Source organism: Ruegeria sp. TASC047, assembly GCF_059612445.1.
The window spans coordinates 105,193-124,355 of sequence record NZ_JBXWQP010000030.1 but is presented as its reverse complement, the minus strand read 5'-3'; the positions used below and the strand labels follow the sequence as shown (position 1 = coordinate 124,355).

Sequence of the window (19,163 nt, the reverse complement as noted above, 5' to 3'; positions counted from 1 at the left end):
AATTGATGTTTATAGGCCCAAACGGGCAAGGACCAGTGCAATGACGATGTGGGTTTTCGGTTATGGATCGCTGCTGTGGAATCCGGGCTTTCCGGTCGCGCGCAGCGAACGTGCGACATTGCATGGCTATGCCCGGTCCTTCTGCATGAGCTCGATCCACCACCGGGGAACCGAGGAAGAACCGGGGCTGGTGCTGGCGCTGGACGAACAGGCAAACGCGATTTGCACCGGTCTGGCCCTTGCGGTTGAAACCGGTCACGAAGACCGCACCCTGCACGAACTGCGCGAGCGCGAGCTGATTTCGTCGGCCTATGTCGAACGTATGCTGGATGTGCACCTGGAAAATGGCGACATCGTCAACGCCGTGACCTATGTGATCGATGCGGACCACGTGCAATACTGCGGTGGCATGCCGTTGGAGGATCAGGCCCGGATCATCGCCCATGCGGTTGGCGGACGCGGCCCGAATGACGAATACCTTTACAATACCGCCGAACATCTGGCCGAGATAGGCCTGCGCGACCCCGATCTTGAGTGGTTGGCGCAACGGGTGCGCAGTATTACCGCATAAACTCTTGGCGTCACCAGTGGAATTTCGCTAGTTTCGACGCAGAGCAGGCAAATACCGGGAACCACGCGCATGGCGCAGGCACATCAGGGCGCGAGACCCCATTTCTCGCATCCAACACGGCAGATTCTGTTGATGTTGATGGCGATCGGCCTGTCCGGGCTGGGTGTGTTTCTGGCGCTGCCCTATGTGTTACCGGTGTTCTTCGCCAACCCGTACCTGAACGGCTTTATCCTGATGGTGTTTCTGATCGGCGTTCTCGCCTGTTTCTATCAGGTGACACAACTGATCGGGTCCGTGCGCTGGATCGAGGCCTTTGTTGGCGGTGTTGTTCGCGAAGACGCCCGCACGCCGCAATTGCTTGCACCTTTGGCCTCGTTGCTGCGCGAACGGGGCGCGCGGTCGCAGATCAGTTCGACCTCGACCCGCTCCATTCTGGATTCCGTGGCCGAACGGGTCGAGGAAGAGCGGGAGATCACCCGCTATATCACCAATGTGCTGATCTATCTGGGTCTTTTGGGTACGTTCTTCGGACTGGCGACAACCGTACCTGCCATCGTCGATACGATCCGCAGCCTTAATCCGCAGGAGGGCGAAGAAGGGCTGGCCGTATTCAACCGCCTGATGACCGGGCTCGAAGCGCAGTTGCAGGGGATGGGCGTTGCGTTCGGATCGTCTCTATTGGGTCTGGCCGGGTCGCTGATCGTCGGTCTGCTCGAAGTTTTCGCAGGGCACGGCCAGAACCGTTTCTATCGCGAGCTCGAAGAATGGCTGTCTTCGATCACCCGTGTAGGTTTCGCGGGTGGAGAAGAAGGCGGTGCCGAAATTGCCGTGCTCACGCCGGTGCTGGACGCCATGTCCGAACAGATGGACGCGTTGCAGGATCTGTTCTCTGCGCAGGAAAGCGACCGGGCCGAGGTTTCCGCCAAGCTGGGTTTGCTGGTCGATGTGATCGGTGAGATGAACAACCGTCAGGCCAATACCGAAAGTGTCACAGCGGCGTTGGAACGCGTGGCGCTGGGTCAGGAAGCCCTGCTGGATCACATGCGCGATCACGGTGCGGGTGAAGGTATCGACGCCGAAAGCCGGATGCGCCTGCGCTCGATGGATGTGCAGCTGCTGCGTATCCTCGAAGAGATATCGGCGGGCCGTCAGGAAAGCATGAACGAGTTCCGCAAGGATATTGAACTGCTGGTCAAGGCGCTGACCCTGCCGCGCGGTGCGGTACGCACCTCGCCGGAAGGAGAATAGCCCATGGCGCTGTCCCGCCGCACCGGTCAACGGTTCCAGGGCTCGGTCTGGCCCGGTTTCGTCGACGCGATGACGGGGCTGTTGATGGTGCTGACCTTTGTGCTGACCATCTTCATGGTGATCCAGTTTGTGCTGCGCGAAACCATCTCAGGTCAGGAAGACGAACTGACCACATTGGCCGACGAAATCGCGGCGCTGGCGGGGGCGCTGGGGCTGGAAGAACGCGAAAACAGCCGGTTGCAGGCGCGGCTTGGGGCGTTGAATACCACCCTGTCGCAGGCCGAAGACGATCTGGCGCAAGCCCAGTCACTGATCGCATCACTGACCACCGAGCGCGACCGTCAGGCTGCCGCGTTGGATCAGGCACAGACCCGGATCACCAATTTCGAAGCGCAAGTTGCCGCCCTGCTGGCCGAACAGGAACGGGCACTGGGTGATATTGCAGCGCTTGAGTCGCAGCGCGCGAAACTGCTGACCGAGCAGGAGGCGTTGAACCTGGCGCTTGCCCAAAGCCGCGAGGAAATCGACGCACAGACCGAAGCCGCCCGTTTGGCCGCTGCCCGTCGGGAAGCACTGGAAGCACTGGTGGCGGATCTGGAGCAAGGCAGCGCCGACCGAGACGCCCAGATCACCAACCTTGAACAGCAGCTCAGCGATGAAGAGGCCGCCCGTCTGGCCGAAGCCGCCGCCGCCGAAGCATTGCGTAACCGCCTTCAGGATGCCGATGCCGAACTGACGGCCATGACACTCGCACTCGAAGCGCAACGCAAAGAGGCTGAAGACACACTCACCCTGCTGGCGGCAGCACAAGCGGCGCGTGCGGAGTTGGAGCGTCAGTTTGGTGAAGTGAACCCGGATGAACTGCGGGCCCAGCTTGAAGCCGCTTTGCAGGCGCAGACACAAGCGCAGGCGGATGCCGATGCGCAACGCTCTCTGGCCGAGCAGCGGCAGGCCTTATTGGACCTCGCCAATGCGACGCTTTCGGATGAAAAAGAAATCTCTGCCGAGGCGCAGCGAGAGGCCGCCCTGCTGAACCAGCAGATCGCCGCCCTGCGCGGGCAATTGGGCTCTTTGCAGGCTTTGCTTGATGATTTCGAAGAACGCAACGCCGCCGCCGAGGTGCAGATTCAGACCTTAGGGCAGGACCTGAACGCCGCACTGGCCCGTGCCGCATCCGAAGAACGCAGGCGCCGACTGCTGGAAGAAGCGGAACGCCTGCGCCTTGAGGCCGAAGCCAAGGCTCTGGCCGGGCAGAACCAGGAACTGGCGGCACAGGCCGAGGACCTGCAACGCTATCGCTCGGAATTCTTTGGTCGTTTGCGGGACGTCCTTGGCGGTCAGGAAGGGGTGCGCATCGAAGGCGACCGGTTCGTGTTCTCGTCCGAGGTTCTGTTTCCGACCGGGTCCGCCGTGCTGTCCGCAGAAGGGCAGCAGGAAGTCGCCAAGGTGGCCAGCATCCTGCGCAGTGTCGCTGCTGAAATCCCGACCGGTCTGAACTGGGTGATCCGGGTCGACGGCCATACCGACAACGTTCCTCTGGCCGGGTCGGGCCGGTATCGCGACAACTGGGAGCTCAGCCAGGGTCGCGCGCTGTCGGTTGTGCGCTATATGGTTGACGCGCTGGGCATTCCGCCCAACCGCCTTGCAGCCAACGGGTTTGGTGAATTCCAGCCCGTAAACCCCGCTGACACGCCCGAGGCACACGCGCAAAACCGCCGGATCGAGTTGAAGCTGACCGAAAGGTAAGGTCACTGGCCCTTAGCAGCCACGAAAACAAACAGCCGATCCGCAACCGGTTATTGGCGATACCGACCCCAGCGACCCGAACCGTTGGAAAATCAAGGCGGTGCATGTCCGCCAGACGTTTCACACGCAGCCTAACCGAGATAGCTAACGCGCCCCCGGTTGAGCAGATAAGTCCTTGCCTGTGCTGGGCGAAACAAAAAAAACCCGCCTTGGTAGGCGGGTTTTCTGTTAAATGCGGCGGGCGATCAGTCCGCCGTCAGAAGCGGAGGCTTGTCACCCGAAATGCGCGGTTGATCCGGGCCAAGGATCTCAAGATCCAGATCACCTTTCTTGACCGAGACACGGACCACACCACCTTTTGCCAGCTTGCCAAACAACAACTCTTCGGCCAGCGGTTTCTTGATGTATTCCTGAATGACGCGGCCCAGCGGGCGCGCACCCATCTTGTCGTCATACCCTTTATCCGCCAGCCATTCGGCGGCTTTGGGTGTCAGATCAATGGTCACACCACGATCCAGCAACTGCGCTTCCAGTTGCAGGACGAATTTCTCGACCACCTGCAAAATGACCTCTTTCGGCAGCGGCGCGAACGAGATCACGGCATCCAGACGGTTGCGGAATTCCGGCGTGAACATGCGTTCAATCGCGGCGGTGTCTTCGCCTTCGCGACGGTCACGACCGAACCCGATCGCGGCCTTGGCCTGCTCTTGCGCCCCCGCGTTCGAGGTCATGATCAGTACCACGTTGCGGAAGTTCACCGTACGGCCGTTATGGTCGGTCAGTTCCCCATGGTCCATCACCTGCAACAGGATATTGAACACATCAGGGTGCGCCTTTTCAATCTCGTCCAGCAGCAACACACAATGTGGATGCTGGTCGACACCGTCGGTCAGCAGGCCTCCCTGATCGAACCCGACATAGCCCGGAGGTGCGCCGATCAGACGGCTGACCGCGTGTTTCTCCATGTATTCCGACATGTCGAAACGCAGAAGTTCAACGCCCAGCGTATCCGCAAGCTGCTTCGCCACCTCGGTCTTGCCTACACCGGTCGGGCCGGCAAATAGATAGTTGCCGATGGGCTTTTCGGGTTCCCGCAGGCCGGCACGGGCCAGTTTGATTGCGCTGGCCAGTGCCTCGATCGCCAGATTCTGACCAAACACCACCCGTTTCAGCGAGGCTTCGAGGTCTTTCAGCACCTCGGCATCGTCCTTGGTGACGTTCTTGGGCGGGATGCGGGCGATCTTGGCAACCACGGCCTCAATCTCTTTGACGCCGATGGTCTTGCGCCGTTTGCTTTCCGCCACCAGATGCTGCGCCGCGCCAGCCTCGTCAATGACGTCGATGGCCTTGTCGGGCAGCTTGCGGTCGTTGATGTAACGTGCCGATAGCTCGACCGCCGTTTTGATCGCATCAGCGGTATACTTGATGTCGTGATGTTTTTCGAAATAGGGCTTCAGACCGCGCAGGATCTTGACGCTGTCTTCAACCGAAGGCTCGTTCACATCGATCTTCTGGAACCGGCGCGACAGGGCGCGGTCCTTTTCAAAATGCTGGCGAAACTCTTTGTAGGTGGTCGAGCCCATGGTGCGCAGCTTGCCGCCCTGCAATGCAGGCTTCAGCAGGTTCGAGGCATCCATTGCCCCGCCCGAGGTTGCACCAGCACCGATCACGGTGTGAATTTCGTCGATGAACAGCACCGCATCGGGGTGCTCTTCCAGCTCGGTTACAACCGCTTTCAGGCGTTCCTCGAAATCGCCGCGATAACGGGTCCCGGCCAGCAGCGCACCCATGTCCAGCGAGTAGATGGTGGTGTTTGCCAAGACATCCGGGGCTTCTCCGGCGACGATCTTGTGCGCCAGACCTTCGGCGATGGCGGTTTTGCCCACGCCCGGATCACCCACCAGCAGCGGGTTGTTCTTGCGGCGGCGGCACAGCACCTGGATACAGCGTTCCACCTCATCCGCGCGCCCGATCAGAGGATCGACATCACCCGCACGCGATTTCGCGTTCAGGTCAATGCAATATTTCCCAAGCGCACTTTCCTTTTGTTCCGTGTCGCCGGAACCTGACTGAGCTTCTTCTTCCACTTGATCCGCACCGGATACCGACCGGCTTTCGCCATACGCGGGGTCTTTGGCCACGCCATGGGCGATGAAATTGACCGCGTCATACCGGGTCATGTCCTGTTCCTGCAGGAAATAGGCGGCATTGCTTTCGCGTTCAGCGAATATCGCGACCAGCACATTGGCACCGGTCACTTCGGTCCGGCCCGAGCTTTGTACATGGATCGCGGCGCGTTGAATGACGCGCTGGAACGCTGCCGTTGGTACGGCTTCGGACCCGTCAATATCTGTGACCAGATTTGAAAGATCTTCGTCTATGAACTCAACCAGAGTGCTGCGCAACTCGTCCAGATCAACACTGCACGCTTTCATGACGCGCACCGCATCGGGTTCTTCCAGAAGCGCCAGCAGCAAATGCTCCAGCGTTGCAAATTCGTGTCGCCGTTCATTCGCAGCCGCCAAGGCCGCGTGGATGGCTTGTTCCAGTGTGCTCGAGAATGAAGGCACGCGGGTGCTCCTCTGTCTTGGGTCAGAAGGGGGCGGGCTTTCGGCCGGAACCCCATCCCAACCATGTCCTCATACTATTAGAGTTTGGTTGATCGTGGCCCGGCTTCAAGGGTTTTCTTTCACTTGACAGTCACATTTGTTGTGACCGTGGCCGTGAAGAGGGGCAAATAAGCATCAGAACCTGTCTTTTCTACCCCGAATTTCGGCGAAAACCGCCACAGGATCGGCGTTTTCCATGCCAAGATGGGCCTGAATCGCCGGATCCGTGGCCCTCAGGAACGGGTTGGTGGCTTTTTCAAGCGCCAAAACCGACGGGACAGTGGCTACGCCAGCGGCGCGGGCGCGGTCGATACCTGTCATTCGTTGTTTCAGCGCAGCGTTCTTGGGATCGATGGTAATGGCGAATTTCGCGTTGGATTGTGTATATTCGTGCCCCGAGCAGACCAGGGTGTCGTCCGGCAAAGCGGCCAGCTTGCTCAGCGACGCCCACATCTGCGCTGGGCTGCCTTCGAACAGACGCCCACACCCGAGGGCCATCAGGCTGTCAGCGGTAAAGACGACTGCGCTTTGCGGAAAATAAAACGCGATATGACCAACTGTGTGCCCCGAAACGTCCAGCACCTCGACCAGTTCGCCACCCACCTCAAAGCTGTCGCCTTCGGCAACCTGCTGGTCCAGCGGGGGCAGGCGGTGCGCGTCGGCGGCCGCACCGATGACCTTTGCGGGGTGATGGGTCAGAATTTCGGGCAGCCCTTCAACGTGATCCCAGTGATGATGGGTCAGCAGCACATGTGACAAGCTCCATCCCCGATCTTCCAGCGCTGCAAGAATCGGCGCGGCTTCGGGCGCATCGATCAGCGCAGTCTGGCCATTGCCGCTGTCATGGGCCAGAAAGGCGTAATTGTCGCTGAGGCACGGGATTGTAACGATTTCAAGAGGCATGGCCTTTTGCCCTTTCATTGCTAGACTGCGCCCAGCTAAGCCGATTGACCGGATGTCCGCAATGCATCTTGATGTGCAGGATCTGAGGAACTTCTACTACCGCAGCACCCTTGGGCGCGCGGCACAGGCAGCTATTCGCGGGCGGCTGACCGAGCTCTGGCCCGAAGCCAAAGGTCAGACCGTTGCCGGTTTTGGCTTTGCCGTGCCGCTATTGCGCCCTTATCTGGCCGGTGCGCGCCGGGTCATCGGGCTGATGCCCGGCCCGCAGGGCGTGATGCCCTGGCCTGCGGGGATGCCCAATGTCTCGGTGCTGACAGAAGAAACCCGGTGGCCCATTGAAACCGGTCACGTGGACAAGCTGGTGGTGATGCACGGGCTGGAAACATCCGAGCGGCCAAACCAGCTGCTGGAGGAATGCTGGCGCGTTCTGGGCCCTGGTGGCAGGGCCGTGTTCATTGTTCCGAACCGGGCGGGTCTATGGTCACGTACGGACAAAACGCCATTTGGCTTTGGTCGTCCCTATTCCGCCACTCAGCTGGAAAATCAGCTCAGATCACATTACTTCCTGCCCGAGGCGCATTGCTCGGCTCTTTACATGCCGCCGTCCTTCCGGCGATTCTGGTTGAAATCGGGCAGTCTGATCGAAAAAACCGGCCAGCGCATCCCAACTGTCATGGCGGGCGGGGTGCTGATGGTTGAGGTCACAAAGAACATCCACCCGCCCCGGGGTAATGTTGCCAAAAATGCCGTAAGAAAGCCGATCAAGGCGCTTGACGGTCTTCTAAAGCCTGCATGACAACCGCGTGCATCCCAAAGTGACAAATTCGCGAGAAAAAAGTCACAGGAATCGCAAAAATCTGCATATTCGTAACATTTTTCAACTGCCGCGACCGGTCCAAACGGTCGCACTTGGTGTAAGTGCATGAAAATTAACATTTTGTGGATAAATCTGTTACCGCTATAGCGTATTGCTTGGTTGGTTCACCTCTGCTACATCCCCGGTGATTTTGATCCCCGACCGTCTGGCCGGGGTTTCCTCACGCCCCAAGGTAGCGGCCGCTACCCAAAATCGGGGCCTCAAATATCGGAAGGGTGGACGTGTCCGAACCAGCTTCGATTTCCACAGGCATCGCCGAGCGCTATGCCACCGCGATCTTCGAGATCGCAAAAGAGAATAATGACCTTGCGGGTCTGGAATCCGGCATCAATGATCTGGCAGCAACACTGGGCGACAGTGCCGACCTGCGTGACCTGATCGCATCGCCGCTGGTTTCACGCGCCGAGCAGGAAGCTGCAATTACCGCGATTGCTGACAAGATGGGCCTGAACGCCATCCTGCGCAACACGCTGGGTCTGATGGCGCAGAAACGCCGCCTGTTTGTTGTGCCGCAACTTGTGCAGGTGCTGCGCGACATGCTGGCAGATGAGCGTGGCGAAGTGACCGCCGATGTCGCCTCGGCCAAGGCGCTGACCAAGACACAACTGGAAAAACTGTCCAAGACGCTGTCCGAGCGTGTGGGCAAGACCGTAACTATCAATGCGACCGTTGATGAAAGCCTCATCGGCGGTCTTGTCGTCAAAGTGGGCTCGAAAATGATCGACAGTTCGATCCGTTCGAAGCTGAACTCCCTACAGAATGCAATGAAAGAGGTCGGATAAATGGGAATCCAAGCTGCAGAGATTTCTGCAATCCTGAAGGACCAGATCAAGAATTTTGGTCAGGAAGCCGAAGTGGCCGAGATCGGTCGCGTGCTGAGCGTCGGTGACGGGATTGCCCGTGTATATGGCCTGGACAACGTTCAAGCCGGTGAGATGGTCGAATTCCCCGGCGGCATCATGGGTATGGCGCTGAACCTGGAAAGCGACAACGTCGGTGTCGTTATCTTCGGTTCCGACCGTGACATTAAAGAAGGTGACACTGTCAAGCGCACCAACTCGATCGTGGACGTTCCAATCGGTGACGAGCTGCTGGGCCGTGTTGTTGACGGTCTGGGCAACCCGCTGGATGGCAAAGGTCCGATCAATGCCACCAAGCGCGGCGTTGCAGATGTCAAAGCGCCTGGCATCATCCCGCGTAAATCGGTGCACGAACCGATGGCAACCGGCCTGAAATCGGTTGACGCGATGATCCCGATTGGCCGCGGCCAGCGCGAGCTGATCATTGGTGACCGCCAGACCGGTAAAACCGCCGTGGCTCTGGACACGATCCTGAACCAGAAGGTCTATAACGAAGCAGCAGGCGACGACGAGTCGAAAAAACTGTACTGCGTTTACGTTGCGATCGGTCAGAAACGTTCGACCGTTGCCCAGCTGGTGAAGAAACTGGAAGAATCCGGTGCGATTGAGTATTCGATCGTTGTCGCTGCAACCGCGTCCGACCCGGCGCCGATGCAGTTCCTGGCACCCTATGCCGCAACCGCGATGGCGGAGTATTTCCGTGACAATGGCCGCCACGCGCTGATCATCTATGATGACCTGTCGAAACAGGCCGTGTCCTACCGTCAGATGTCGCTGCTGCTGCGCCGCCCGCCGGGCCGCGAAGCTTATCCGGGTGACGTTTTCTACCTCCACTCCCGCCTGCTGGAACGTTCGGCGAAGCTGAACGAAGACTTCGGCGCAGGTTCGCTGACCGCTTTGCCGGTTATCGAAACCCAGGGTGGTGACGTTTCGGCCTTTATTCCGACCAACGTGATCTCGATCACCGACGGTCAGATCTTCCTGGAAACCGAACTGTTCTATCAGGGCATCCGTCCTGCTGTGAACACCGGTCTGTCGGTTTCGCGTGTGGGCTCGTCGGCTCAGACCGACGCGATGAAATCGGTTGCCGGTCCGGTCAAGCTGGAACTGGCTCAGTATCGCGAAATGGCGGCCTTTGCACAGTTTGGTTCCGACCTCGACGCCGCAACCCAGCAGCTGCTGAACCGCGGTGCGCGCCTGACCGAGCTGATGAAGCAGCCGCAGTACTCGCCGCTGACCAACGCGGAAATCGTCTGCGTCATCTTCGCGGGCACCAACGGTTACCTCGACAAGATCGATGTCTCAGACGTTGGCCGCTACGAGGCTGGCCTGCTGGCGCATCTGCGCGGCAAGCACGCTGACCTGCTGCAGTGGATCACCGACGAAGATCCGAAGATCAAAGGTGACGCGTCCGACAAACTCAAAGCAGCGATCGACGAATACGCCGCGACCTTCGCTTGATAGGAGGTTCCGATGCCTAGTCTGAAGGACCTTAAAAACAGGATCGAGTCGGTCAAATCGACCCGCAAGATCACCAAGGCCATGCAGATGGTCGCGGCCGCAAAACTGCGCCGCGCCCAGGAATCTGCCGAAGCCTCACGCCCTTATGCCGAGCGGTTCAATGCCGTGATGGCGGGGCTGGCGGCGTCGGTCGGGGGCAGCGACAGCGCCCCCAAGCTGCTCCGTGGTACGGGCAGCGATGATGTCCATCTGCTGGTTGTTATGACAGCTGAACGCGGCCTGTGTGGCGGCTTCAACTCGAACATCGCCAAGCTGGCCCGTCAAAAGGCGGAAGAGCTGCGCGGCAAGGGCAAGACGGTCAAGATTCTGACCGTCGGCAAGAAAGGCCGCGACGCGCTTAAGCGTGATTTTGGCGATCTGTTCGTTGGGCATGTGGACCTGAGCGAGGTCAAGCGTCTGGGTTATTCCAACGCGCAGGACATCGCAAAGGACATCCTGTCCCGCTTCGACGGGGGCGAGTTCGACGTTGCCACGATCTTCTATTCGAAGTTCGTCAACGTTGTGACCCAGATCCCGACGGCACAGCAGGTCATCCCCGCCTCGTTCGAGGAATCGGAAGGTGACGACAGCGGTGCCATTTTCGACTACGAGCCCAGCGAAGAGGCCATTCTGGCCGACCTGCTGCCCAAGGGGGTTGCGACCGCGATCTTCTCGGCTCTGCTCGAAAACGGAGCGTCTGAACAGGGCGCGCGGATGTCCGCAATGGACAACGCGACACGCAACGCGGGTGAGATGATCGACAAGCTGACGATCCAGTTCAACCGCTCGCGTCAGGCCGTGATCACCAACGAGCTGATTGAAATTATTTCCGGCGCCGAGGCGCTGTAGAGACAAACCGGAGACGAAACATGGCGAATGCAAAAGGCAAAGTCACACAGATCATCGGGGCCGTCGTCGACGTGCACTTCGAAGATCAGCTGCCTGAAATTCTGAACGCGCTGGAAACCACCAACAATGGCAAGCGCCTGGTGTTGGAAGTTGCTCAGCACCTGGGTGAAAACACTGTCCGCACCATCGCGATGGACGCGACCGAAGGTCTGGTCCGTGGTGAAGTGGTCACCGACACCGGTGCACCGATCTCGGTTCCGGTTGGCAATGCCACTCTGGGCCGCATCCTGAACGTGGTCGGCGAGCCGATCGACGAAAAAGGTCCGGTTGAGGCAACCGAAGCGCGCGCGATCCACCAGCCCGCACCGACCTTTGCCGAACAGTCGACCGAGTCCGAAGTACTGGTTACCGGCATCAAGGTGGTTGACCTGCTGGCCCCTTACGCCAAAGGCGGTAAGATCGGCCTGTTCGGCGGCGCTGGCGTTGGCAAAACCGTTCTGATCATGGAACTGATCAACAACATCGCAAAAGTGCACTCGGGCTTCTCGGTGTTTGCGGGTGTTGGTGAACGGACCCGTGAAGGCAACGACCTGTATCACGAGATGATCGAATCGAACGTGATCAAGCCGGACAACCTGTCGGAAAGCCAGGTGGCCCTGGTTTACGGTCAGATGAACGAGCCTCCGGGTGCGCGTGCGCGTGTTGCTCTGACCGGTCTGACCCTGGCCGAGCAGTTCCGCGACCAGTCCGGTACCGACGTTCTGTTCTTCGTCGACAACATCTTCCGCTTCACGCAGGCGGGTTCCGAGGTGTCGGCTCTCCTGGGTCGTATCCCTTCCGCCGTGGGCTACCAGCCGACACTGGCTACCGACATGGGCGCCCTGCAGGAACGCATCACCTCGACAAAGGCCGGATCGATCACTTCGGTGCAGGCGATCTACGTGCCTGCGGACGACTTGACCGACCCCGCGCCGGCAACCTCGTTTGCTCACTTGGATGCGACCACCGTTCTCAACCGTGCGATCTCGGAAAAGGGTATCTACCCGGCGGTTGACCCGCTCGACTCGACCTCGCGCCTGCTCGACCCGGCCATCGTCGGCGAAGAGCACTACAAGGTTGCGACCGACGTTCAGCAGATCCTCCAGCGCTACAAGTCGCTGCAGGACATCATCGCCATCCTCGGCATGGACGAACTGTCGGAAGAGGACAAGCTGACCGTGGCCCGTGCCCGTAAGATCGAACGCTTCCTGTCGCAGCCGTTCGACGTGGCCGAGGTCTTCACCGGCTCGCCGGGGGTTCAGGTTCCTCTGGATGTCACCATCTCGTCGTTCAAGGCCGTTGTGGCTGGCGAATACGATCACCTGCCCGAAGCAGCCTTCCTGATGGTTGGCGGCATCGACGAAGTGATCGCCAAAGCCGAAAAAATGGCAGCAGCAGCCGCCTAAGGAGTATCCCTGATGGCAAACACGATGCATTTCGACCTCGTCAGCCCCGAGCGGAGCCTTGCTTCGCTCGAGGTCACCGCGGTCCAGATTCCCGGCGCGGACGGGGACATGACGGCGATGCCCGATCATGCCCCCACCATCACAACGCTGCGCCCCGGTCTGCTGAAGGTTGAGGCACCCGAAGGGTCCAGCGAATACCTGGTCACCGGCGGGTTTGCCCAGATCAACGGCGACAGCCTGTCGGTTCTGGCCGAAAAGGCGGTTCCGGTTTCGGAAATCACCCGTTCGCATATGGACGAGCTGATTGCCGAGGCACGCGCCTCGCACGAAGCGGCAAAGGGCGGCGACGACATGTCGATCGTCGACGAAGCCGCCAAGCTGCTGGCCGATATGGAAGCCCTTGGGACACATATGAGCCTGTAATTGGCTTAACAGTGGAAAATTGGAACGGCCTCGCAATTGCGGGGCCGTTTTTTTGTCGTGCTTTTGCCAGAAAGCCGGGGTAAGTTGCGGAAATTCAAGTATAATGATGAAAACATGAAAAAATTTCTGACCCATCCCATTGGCATCGATCAGGGTGAAAGTGTTCTGTTTTCGGAATTTGCCGAAGGCGGGGACATGTGGACTGGCGAAGGCCCCCGCGAACGCCGGAAACCCATACAATTCAAGGGCACGTTTCTTAGCCCGCCCATGGTTCAGATCGGGATTTCCCTTTGGGATGTCGACACATCATCAGCCCTGCGCGCCGAGGTTCAGGCAGAAAATATCACCTCGGAAGGGTTCGAAGCGGTGTTTCGGACATGGTCCGACACGCGGATTGCCCGGATCCGGATCAGTTGGACCGCGTTTGGAGAGGTGGCACACCCGGACGACTGGAACATTTCCTGATCCGGGGCTTGCAGGACAGGCGCGGGGCTCAGTCGTCCTGCGCTTCGATCATGTCGACCCGTGTGGCGTGGCGGCCGCCTTCGAATTCGGCCCCCAGAAACGCATCCACAATATCCAGCGCCTGACCTTCGCCGACAACGCGCGCGCCAATCGACAGCATGTTGGCATTGTTGTGCTGGCGGATCATCCGCGCAGAAAACGCATCCGAACAGACGCCGCAGCGAATGCCGGGTACCTTGTTTGCAGCCATCATGATGCCCTGACCCGTGCCGCAGAGGATAATACCCAATTCGCAATCACCCGATGCAACAGTCAGTGCCGCGGCCTTGCCGTGTTTGGGATAATGGGTGCTTTCAGAGGTCGTCGGGCCGATATCGACCACGTCCCAGCCTTGCTGCGCGATGTGGTTGGCCACGGCCTGACGCAGCTCGATTGCCGCGTGGTCGCTGGAAAGAACAATGCGTTTGTTGCCAGTCATGGAGATCGGTCCACTTGTGTCGCTGATCGCGCACATGGGTCAGGCTTGTGCGCAATCGATGGTTCAAAAAGAAAGGGACGACACATCCTGTCGCCCCGTCCAAACTCAATCCATCTGGTACATGGATTCGTAGATCGGCGTCAGCGTCTTGTCTTCGAACAGGGATGACACGCTGGTTCCGTTCCAGATGTTCAGGATCGCCTGCGTAAAGATAGGCGCGGTCGGAACAATGCGGATGTTCTTGGCGCCCAAAATCTCTTTGGTCGGCTGGATCGTGTCGGTCAGCACCAGCGACTTCATCACCGAGTTTGTCACCCGTTCCACCGCAGGGCCGCTCATGACGCCATGCGTGATGTAGGAATGAACCTCTTTCGCACCGTTATCCAGCAGCACCTGCGCCGCCTTGCACAGCGTTCCGGCGGTGTCGCACATGTCGTCCACGATCAGACAGATCTTGTCCTTCACATCCCCGATCACGGTCATCTCGGCGACTTCGCCCGCTTTCTCGCGGCGCTTGTCCACGATCGACAGAGGGGCGTTGATCCGCTTGGCCAGTTCACGCGCGCGGGCAACGCCGCCCACGTCGGGTGAAACCACCATGATTTCATCCAGATTTCCCTTGAACTGATGCTTCACATCCAGCGCAAAGATGGGCGAGGCATAAAGGTTGTCCACCGGCATATCGAAAAAGCCCTGAATTTGGGCCGCGTGCAGGTCCATTGTCAGGATCCGTTCGATCCCGGCCCCGGTCAGCATGTTGGCCACCAGCTTGGCGCTGATGGGCGTGCGGGCCTTGGTGCGACGGTCTTGACGGGCGTACCCGAAATACGGAATCACGGCGGTGATCCGCTGCGCGGACGACCGGCGCAGGGCATCAGCGATGATCAGCAGTTCCATCAGGTTGTCATTGGCCGGGTTCGAGGTCGGCTGGATAATGAACATATCCTCGCCGCGCACATTCTCGAACACTTCGACGAAAATCTCACCGTCGTTGAACCGTTCGACACGCGCATCGACCAGACCCTGATCAACGCCTCGGTACAGGCTCATGCGGCGTGCGATGGCTTGGGCAAGCGGAAGGTTGGCGTTCCCAGCGATAAGCTTGGGTTCGTGAAGTGTCGGCATCGGCTGAGGTCCCCGGGCAGCAATGGCAATGTGACAGAATCGTGATGTTGACACCGCTTAGCATGGCCTTACCGTCCCGCAAAGGTAACGCAGCGGAGAAAGTGCACATGACCCAGATTGACTACTTTTTTGCGACACTCTCGCCCTATTCCTATCTGGCAGGGATGCGGCTGGAAGAAATCGCGGCAAAACACGGCGCCACGATCAACTATAAACCGCTGGATATTATCGCCCTGTTCGCGCGCACCGGGGGAACCCCTCCGAAAGACCGGCATATCTCACGTATCGAATACCGCGCACAGGAGCTGCTGCGCCAATCCAAGAATCTGGGGATGGAGTTCAATCTGAAACCCGCGCACTGGCCGACCAACATGGCCCCGTCATCTTATGCGGTTATTGCCGCGATCAAGGACGGCTCGGGCGATGTGGGCAAGCTGTGTCATTCCTTCCTTCGCGCCTGCTGGGCCGAGGAAAAGGATATCGCACAGGACGATGTTATCCGCGAATGTCTGACGCAAGCCGGGTTTGATCCCGGTCTGGCAGACAGCGGCTTGCTGGTGGGGGCAGAAACCTATGCCGCCAACCTAGAGGAAGCCGTGGACCGGGGTGTCTTCGGCGCACCGTTCTATATCACGCCCGACGATCAGCGGTTCTGGGGTCAGGACAGGCTGGACGATCTGGACCGGCATCTGGCCAAGATGAACGGGTGACGGTCAGGGCCGTGATGCAATCCGTTTTCGTCAGGCACTTGGGTGACGGGGGGCGGAAATTGCTCGCCCTCCATTGCACGATTGCGCATTCCGGTGCCTGGTCCGGTTTGGCCAGTGCGCTGGATGGCTGCGCGTCATTTATTGCCCCGGATATGCTGTCGCATGGGCGCAGCCCGGATTGGGACGGGCAGGGTGATTTCTTTGACGCAGTGACCAAACCGGCCCTGGCTGAATTGACGGAAACCATGGATGTAATCGGGCATTCCTTTGGGGCGATGATCGCGCTCAGGCTGGCGCTTGAGCATCCCGACCGCGTGCGCAGCCTGATCCTGATCGAACCCGTGTTCTTTGCAGTTGCAAAACAGGATGCGCCGCTGTTGTTCGACCAGCACGAACGGGACTCCGAGCCGGTCAATGCGGCCTTCGCGTCTGGTGACAAGGTTTTGGCCGCGCGCCTGTTCAACAGGGTGTGGAGCACGAAGATCAGCCCCAAATGGCCTGATCTGCCCGAGCGCACGCGGGCAAATATGGTGCGTGGAATCAATGCGGTTCCGGCTGTGCAGCCTGTGCTCTATGACGATCAGGCAGGGTTGCTTGACGCCGATCGGCTTCGGCGTGCATCGATGCCGACCCTGCTGCTGAGCGGGTCAGAGACGCCGCCGGTGATCCACGCGATTTGCGCAGGGCTGCAACGGCGCCTGCCTGATGCGCGCCATGAACGCATCAACGGCGCAGGGCACATGCTGCCGATTTCACACCCTGATGAAACCGGCGCTTTGCTGCGGGCGTTCTGGCAGGCCAACGCCCCGTTAGGCGTTAAAGCAGATTGAGAAACTGATCGATCTCCGCCGCTCCGATGGACCAGTCGCAAACCAGCCTGCACGCGAGGTTTTCGTTTTCATCCTCGCCGTCCAGCTCTGCCCCCCAAAGGTGATAAACCGCGCCGGCCTCATGCAGCTGCTTGTGCTTCGCGCGTGGGAATGAGGCAAAGATCATATTGGCCTGCGGTTCGTGCAGAAACGCGGCCCCCTTGGCGCGCAAACCCTCGGCCAAGCGGGCGCAATTGTCATTGGCCTGACGTGCCATCTTCAGCCACAGGTCGTCTTCCAGATAGGCGGCCATCTGAGCGGACAGATAGCGGTGCTTGGAAAACAGATGCGCCCCGCGTTTGCGCCGCAGCTCAAACTCCCAGGCTTTGCTTTCATCAAAGAACACCACCGCCTCGACACCCATCAGACCATTCTTGGTGCCGCCAAAACTGACAGCATCCACACCTGCTTTCCACGTCATATCCGCCGGGGAACAGTTCAGCGCAACCAACGCGTTGGTAAAGCGCGCGCCGTCCAGATGCACAGGCAGGCCGTACGTCTTGGCGACCCCGCACAGGGCCTGCAACTCTGCCAGCGAATAAACCGATCCGCGCTCGGTCACTTGTGTGATCGACACGGGTCCGCGCTGCGGCCCATGTACGCCGCGTGTTTCTTCGCCCAGAATTGACCCGCGCAGCGCCTCAGGGGTCATCTTGTCTCCGCCCGGAACCAGGGTCAGCTTGGCGCCGCTGTAAAACTCCGGTGCGTTGCATTCGTCCTCGTGGATATGCGCGACTGGGGAACAGAAAACCGTTTCCCAAGGCTTTGACAATGTTGCAAGGGCCAGAGAATTCGCGGCTGTCCCCGTCGCCACCAGATAGACCGCAGCACCCGGAGCCTCGAAGATGCTGCGGATACGGTCGCGCACCTCGTTCATCAGCGTATCCGCACCATAGGCCATCTGATAGCCCTGATTGACCTCGGCCAGCCTGGCCATGACCTGCGGATGAACCGGCCCGGAATTGTCAGACGCGAAATGCATCAGCTTGGCTCCTCGATTATGTAATCTTCCCACTCTTCCATGGGTGTCTCAAACTCGGACACCGTGCGCCCCTGAACCGAGACCCCGGCGGCGTGCACACTGTCCGCTGTACCAGATATCAACGGGTGCCAGTCGTAAAGCGGTTTGCCTTCCCACAGCAACCGATACGCGCAGGTTTGTGGCAACCAATAGGCATGTTCGTCGATATTGTCGGGGGTCATGATGATGCATTCGGGCACGAATTGATGCCGGATGTCGTATTGTACGCAGCGGCAGCTTTCATCATCCAACAGGCGGCACGCGACGCAGGTCAGGGCAACCTCGCCCGTGTCTTCATCTTCCAGCTTGTTCAGGCAGCATTTGCCGCAGCCATCACACAACGCCTCCCACTCGCGCTGGTTCATTTGGCGCAGAGGATTGCGCTCCCAAAACCGGGCAGGCAGGCCCGTGCGTTCAATCGGATCAACACTCATAGGGTGGTCAATATACCGCGGGCCTGTTTGCAGTCGGCATCCATCTGCGTGATCAGACTCTCCAGCCCGTCAAATGTCATCTCGGGGCGCAGAAAGTCGATCAGACCCACCGACAGCGTTGCCCCGTACAGATCGCCCGAAAAGTCGAACAAGAAGGTTTCGATATTGGGCACCTGGCCGTTAAACATCGGACGTACCCCGATCGAGGCCGCACCGTGATAGCTGCCTTTATGCGGCCCATCCAACACGTCCACCAGTACGGCGTAGACACCGAACTTTGGCGGGTGCAGCCCTTCGATGGACATGTTCGCGGTGGGAAAGCCCAGTTCGCGCCCGCGCTGTTCGCCCCCGATCACTTCGCCTTCGATCCGGTGCCAGTGTCCCAGCATCGCGGCTGCGTCCCGTGGCCGGCCGTCGCTCAGCGCGGTGCGAATGGCGGTTGAGGACACAACGTTTTCCGACCGTTCCATCAAAGGCGCAATCGTCACGCCGAACCCCATGCCCCGCCCGAACCGCACCAGATCCTGCGCCGTGCCGCTGCGGCCCTTGCCAAAGCAGAAATCAGCCCCCACCACGACATGCGACAGGCCCAGCCCGTCGCAGATCACGTTGCGTGCAAACTCTTCCGGCGATAGCCCTGCCAGCGCGGCGTTGAACGGCAGTTCATACAGCTTCTCTACGCCCAGCTTTTCCAGCCGGTGCGCCCGCGCATTGCCCCGCATCAGGCGGAACGGAGGCGTGTCCGGCGCAAAATACTCCCGCGGATGCGGCTCGAAGGTCAACACACCCAGCGGCGCGTCTGGCGCAGCATTACGGGCCAGTTCGATGACCGATTGGTGCCCCAAATGAACGCCGTCGAAATTCCCGATTGCCACGCTGGCGCCGCGATCTTCTGGCTGGACGAACTGGATATCCCGGATGATGTGCATAGACGATTGCGTAGCGGCGCGAGTCAATTTGTTCAAGCGGCAGTTTGAATTCCAAGAATGCGATCCTGTGAATGAGCCTTGAACATTTCGCTTGGCCGGGA

19 protein-coding genes are annotated in these 19,163 nt (G+C 59.6%); 12 read left to right on the top strand and 7 right to left on the bottom strand.

The window, feature by feature from the left end; genetic code table 11:
• The first annotated feature begins 40 nt into the window (after nt 1-40).
• The 3 genes from AC2FLO_RS12965 to AC2FLO_RS12955 all read left to right on the top strand — a co-directional run bounded on the left by AC2FLO_RS12965 (nt 41) and on the right by AC2FLO_RS12955 (nt 3,565).
• Entirely contained in the window at nt 41-571 is a 531-nt protein-coding gene (locus AC2FLO_RS12965; RefSeq protein WP_267365629.1) for a gamma-glutamylcyclotransferase, read from the top strand.
• A gap of 69 nt (nt 572-640) precedes the next feature.
• On the top strand, nt 641-1,819 hold the full coding sequence (locus tag AC2FLO_RS12960) for a biopolymer transporter ExbB (protein ID WP_267365630.1): 1,179 nt from the start codon (nt 641-643) through the stop codon (nt 1,817-1,819).
• A 3-nt stretch (nt 1,820-1,822) separates the two neighbouring features.
• The gene (locus tag AC2FLO_RS12955) at nt 1,823-3,565 is read left to right on the top strand and encodes a peptidoglycan -binding protein (protein WP_496753589.1); all 1,743 of its coding nucleotides are present in this window, start codon (nt 1,823-1,825) and stop codon (nt 3,563-3,565) included.
• Between the two features lie 245 nt (nt 3,566-3,810).
• Here AC2FLO_RS12955 and clpA read toward each other — a convergent pair whose 3' ends face one another.
• On the bottom strand, nt 3,811-6,135 hold the full coding sequence (gene clpA / locus AC2FLO_RS12950; protein WP_267363009.1) for an ATP-dependent Clp protease ATP-binding subunit ClpA: 2,325 nt from the start codon (nt 6,133-6,135) through the stop codon (nt 3,811-3,813).
• A 174-nt stretch (nt 6,136-6,309) separates the two neighbouring features.
• Nucleotides 6,310-7,077: a hydroxyacylglutathione hydrolase gene (gene gloB / locus AC2FLO_RS12945; RefSeq protein ID WP_496753587.1), complete on the bottom strand. Its 768-nt coding sequence runs from the start codon at nt 7,075-7,077 to the stop codon at nt 6,310-6,312.
• A gap of 61 nt (nt 7,078-7,138) precedes the next feature.
• On the opposite strand from gloB, the gene AC2FLO_RS12940 reads away from it, so the two are divergent.
• The 7 genes from AC2FLO_RS12940 to AC2FLO_RS12910 all read left to right on the top strand — a co-directional run bounded on the left by AC2FLO_RS12940 (nt 7,139) and on the right by AC2FLO_RS12910 (nt 13,496).
• The gene (locus AC2FLO_RS12940) at nt 7,139-7,873 is read left to right on the top strand and encodes a class I SAM-dependent methyltransferase (protein ID WP_496753610.1); all 735 of its coding nucleotides are present in this window, start codon (nt 7,139-7,141) and stop codon (nt 7,871-7,873) included.
• Nucleotides 7,874-8,175: 302 nt separating this feature from the next.
• Nucleotides 8,176-8,736, top strand: coding sequence for a F0F1 ATP synthase subunit delta (locus AC2FLO_RS12935; RefSeq protein WP_496753585.1), 561 nt, complete (start codon nt 8,176-8,178; stop codon nt 8,734-8,736).
• Nucleotides 8,737-10,275, top strand: coding sequence for a F0F1 ATP synthase subunit alpha (gene atpA / locus AC2FLO_RS12930; protein WP_267363002.1), 1,539 nt, complete (start codon nt 8,737-8,739; stop codon nt 10,273-10,275).
• A gap of 12 nt (nt 10,276-10,287) precedes the next feature.
• Entirely contained in the window at nt 10,288-11,163 is an 876-nt protein-coding gene (locus AC2FLO_RS12925) for a F0F1 ATP synthase subunit gamma (RefSeq protein ID WP_267363000.1), read from the top strand.
• Nucleotides 11,164-11,183: 20 nt separating this feature from the next.
• Complete coding sequence (gene atpD, locus AC2FLO_RS12920; protein WP_209504802.1) at nt 11,184-12,608, top strand: F0F1 ATP synthase subunit beta; 1,425 nt, start codon at nt 11,184-11,186, stop codon at nt 12,606-12,608.
• Between the two features lie 12 nt (nt 12,609-12,620).
• Nucleotides 12,621-13,031 carry a F0F1 ATP synthase subunit epsilon gene (locus AC2FLO_RS12915; protein WP_209504801.1) on the top strand — a complete coding sequence of 137 codons (411 nt, stop codon included), beginning with the start codon at nt 12,621-12,623 and terminating at the stop codon, nt 13,029-13,031.
• Between the two features lie 114 nt (nt 13,032-13,145).
• A complete protein-coding gene (locus AC2FLO_RS12910; RefSeq protein WP_480482280.1) occupies nt 13,146-13,496 on the top strand; it encodes an H-type lectin domain-containing protein in 351 nt (116 codons plus the stop codon).
• Between the two features lie 28 nt (nt 13,497-13,524).
• On the opposite strand, the gene rpiB is transcribed toward AC2FLO_RS12910, so the two are convergent.
• Nucleotides 13,525-13,974, bottom strand: coding sequence for a ribose 5-phosphate isomerase B (gene rpiB, locus AC2FLO_RS12905; RefSeq protein WP_480482278.1), 450 nt, complete (start codon nt 13,972-13,974; stop codon nt 13,525-13,527).
• A gap of 105 nt (nt 13,975-14,079) precedes the next feature.
• Nucleotides 14,080-15,099, bottom strand: a complete 1,020-nt coding sequence (locus tag AC2FLO_RS12900; RefSeq protein ID WP_209504798.1) for a ribose-phosphate pyrophosphokinase — start codon at nt 15,097-15,099, stop codon at nt 14,080-14,082.
• 107 nt (nt 15,100-15,206) lie between these two features.
• On the opposite strand from AC2FLO_RS12900, the gene AC2FLO_RS12895 reads away from it, so the two are divergent.
• Together AC2FLO_RS12895 and AC2FLO_RS12890 are read left to right on the top strand one after the other, a co-directional pair.
• Complete coding sequence (locus AC2FLO_RS12895) at nt 15,207-15,809, top strand: 2-hydroxychromene-2-carboxylate isomerase (protein WP_267362997.1); 603 nt, start codon at nt 15,207-15,209, stop codon at nt 15,807-15,809.
• 59 nt (nt 15,810-15,868) lie between these two features.
• Nucleotides 15,869-16,639, top strand: coding sequence for an alpha/beta fold hydrolase (locus AC2FLO_RS12890; protein ID WP_496753580.1), 771 nt, complete (start codon nt 15,869-15,871; stop codon nt 16,637-16,639).
• Here AC2FLO_RS12890 and AC2FLO_RS12885 read toward each other — a convergent pair.
• Genes AC2FLO_RS12885 through AC2FLO_RS12875 form a run of 3 tightly spaced genes read right to left on the bottom strand, consistent with a single transcriptional unit; the run spans nt 16,626 to nt 19,062 of the window.
• Nucleotides 16,626-17,660: a threonine aldolase family protein gene (locus AC2FLO_RS12885; protein WP_480482272.1), complete on the bottom strand. Its 1,035-nt coding sequence runs from the start codon at nt 17,658-17,660 to the stop codon at nt 16,626-16,628. The two genes, AC2FLO_RS12890 and AC2FLO_RS12885, sit on opposite strands and share 14 nt — an antisense overlap.
• Entirely contained in the window at nt 17,660-18,133 is a 474-nt protein-coding gene (locus AC2FLO_RS12880) for a YcgN family cysteine cluster protein (protein WP_496753579.1), read from the bottom strand. Before AC2FLO_RS12880 ends, AC2FLO_RS12885 begins: the two co-directional genes overlap by 1 nt.
• On the bottom strand, nt 18,130-19,062 hold the full coding sequence (locus AC2FLO_RS12875; protein ID WP_496753577.1) for a bifunctional riboflavin kinase/FAD synthetase: 933 nt from the start codon (nt 19,060-19,062) through the stop codon (nt 18,130-18,132). The genes AC2FLO_RS12880 and AC2FLO_RS12875 overlap by 4 nt, the downstream gene beginning before the upstream one ends.
• Between the last annotated feature and the right edge of the window lie 101 nt (nt 19,063-19,163).

What these genes read in the sequence shown, in the direction of transcription:
- AC2FLO_RS12965 (WP_267365629.1), top strand. Translation starts at nt 41, where the DNA reads ATGACGATGTGGGTTTTCGGTTATGGATCGCTGCTGTGGAATCCGGGC.
- AC2FLO_RS12960 (WP_267365630.1), top strand. Translation starts at nt 641, where the DNA reads ATGGCGCAGGCACATCAGGGCGCGAGACCCCATTTCTCGCATCCAACA.
- AC2FLO_RS12955 (WP_496753589.1), top strand. Translation starts at nt 1,823, where the DNA reads ATGGCGCTGTCCCGCCGCACCGGTCAACGGTTCCAGGGCTCGGTCTGG.
- gloB (WP_496753587.1), bottom strand. Translation starts at nt 7,077, where the DNA reads ATGCCTCTTGAAATCGTTACAATCCCGTGCCTCAGCGACAATTACGCC.
- AC2FLO_RS12940 (WP_496753610.1), top strand. Translation starts at nt 7,139, where the DNA reads ATGCATCTTGATGTGCAGGATCTGAGGAACTTCTACTACCGCAGCACC.
- atpA (WP_267363002.1), top strand. Translation starts at nt 8,737, where the DNA reads ATGGGAATCCAAGCTGCAGAGATTTCTGCAATCCTGAAGGACCAGATC.
- AC2FLO_RS12925 (WP_267363000.1), top strand. Translation starts at nt 10,288, where the DNA reads ATGCCTAGTCTGAAGGACCTTAAAAACAGGATCGAGTCGGTCAAATCG.
- atpD (WP_209504802.1), top strand. Translation starts at nt 11,184, where the DNA reads ATGGCGAATGCAAAAGGCAAAGTCACACAGATCATCGGGGCCGTCGTC.
- AC2FLO_RS12915 (WP_209504801.1), top strand. Translation starts at nt 12,621, where the DNA reads ATGGCAAACACGATGCATTTCGACCTCGTCAGCCCCGAGCGGAGCCTT.
- AC2FLO_RS12910 (WP_480482280.1), top strand. Translation starts at nt 13,146, where the DNA reads ATGAAAAAATTTCTGACCCATCCCATTGGCATCGATCAGGGTGAAAGT.
- rpiB (WP_480482278.1), bottom strand. Translation starts at nt 13,974, where the DNA reads ATGACTGGCAACAAACGCATTGTTCTTTCCAGCGACCACGCGGCAATC.
- AC2FLO_RS12900 (WP_209504798.1), bottom strand. Translation starts at nt 15,099, where the DNA reads ATGCCGACACTTCACGAACCCAAGCTTATCGCTGGGAACGCCAACCTT.
- AC2FLO_RS12895 (WP_267362997.1), top strand. Translation starts at nt 15,207, where the DNA reads ATGACCCAGATTGACTACTTTTTTGCGACACTCTCGCCCTATTCCTAT.
- AC2FLO_RS12885 (WP_480482272.1), bottom strand. Translation starts at nt 17,660, where the DNA reads ATGCATTTCGCGTCTGACAATTCCGGGCCGGTTCATCCGCAGGTCATG.
- AC2FLO_RS12880 (WP_496753579.1), bottom strand. Translation starts at nt 18,133, where the DNA reads ATGAGTGTTGATCCGATTGAACGCACGGGCCTGCCTGCCCGGTTTTGG.
- AC2FLO_RS12875 (WP_496753577.1), bottom strand. Translation starts at nt 19,062, where the DNA reads ATGCACATCATCCGGGATATCCAGTTCGTCCAGCCAGAAGATCGCGGC.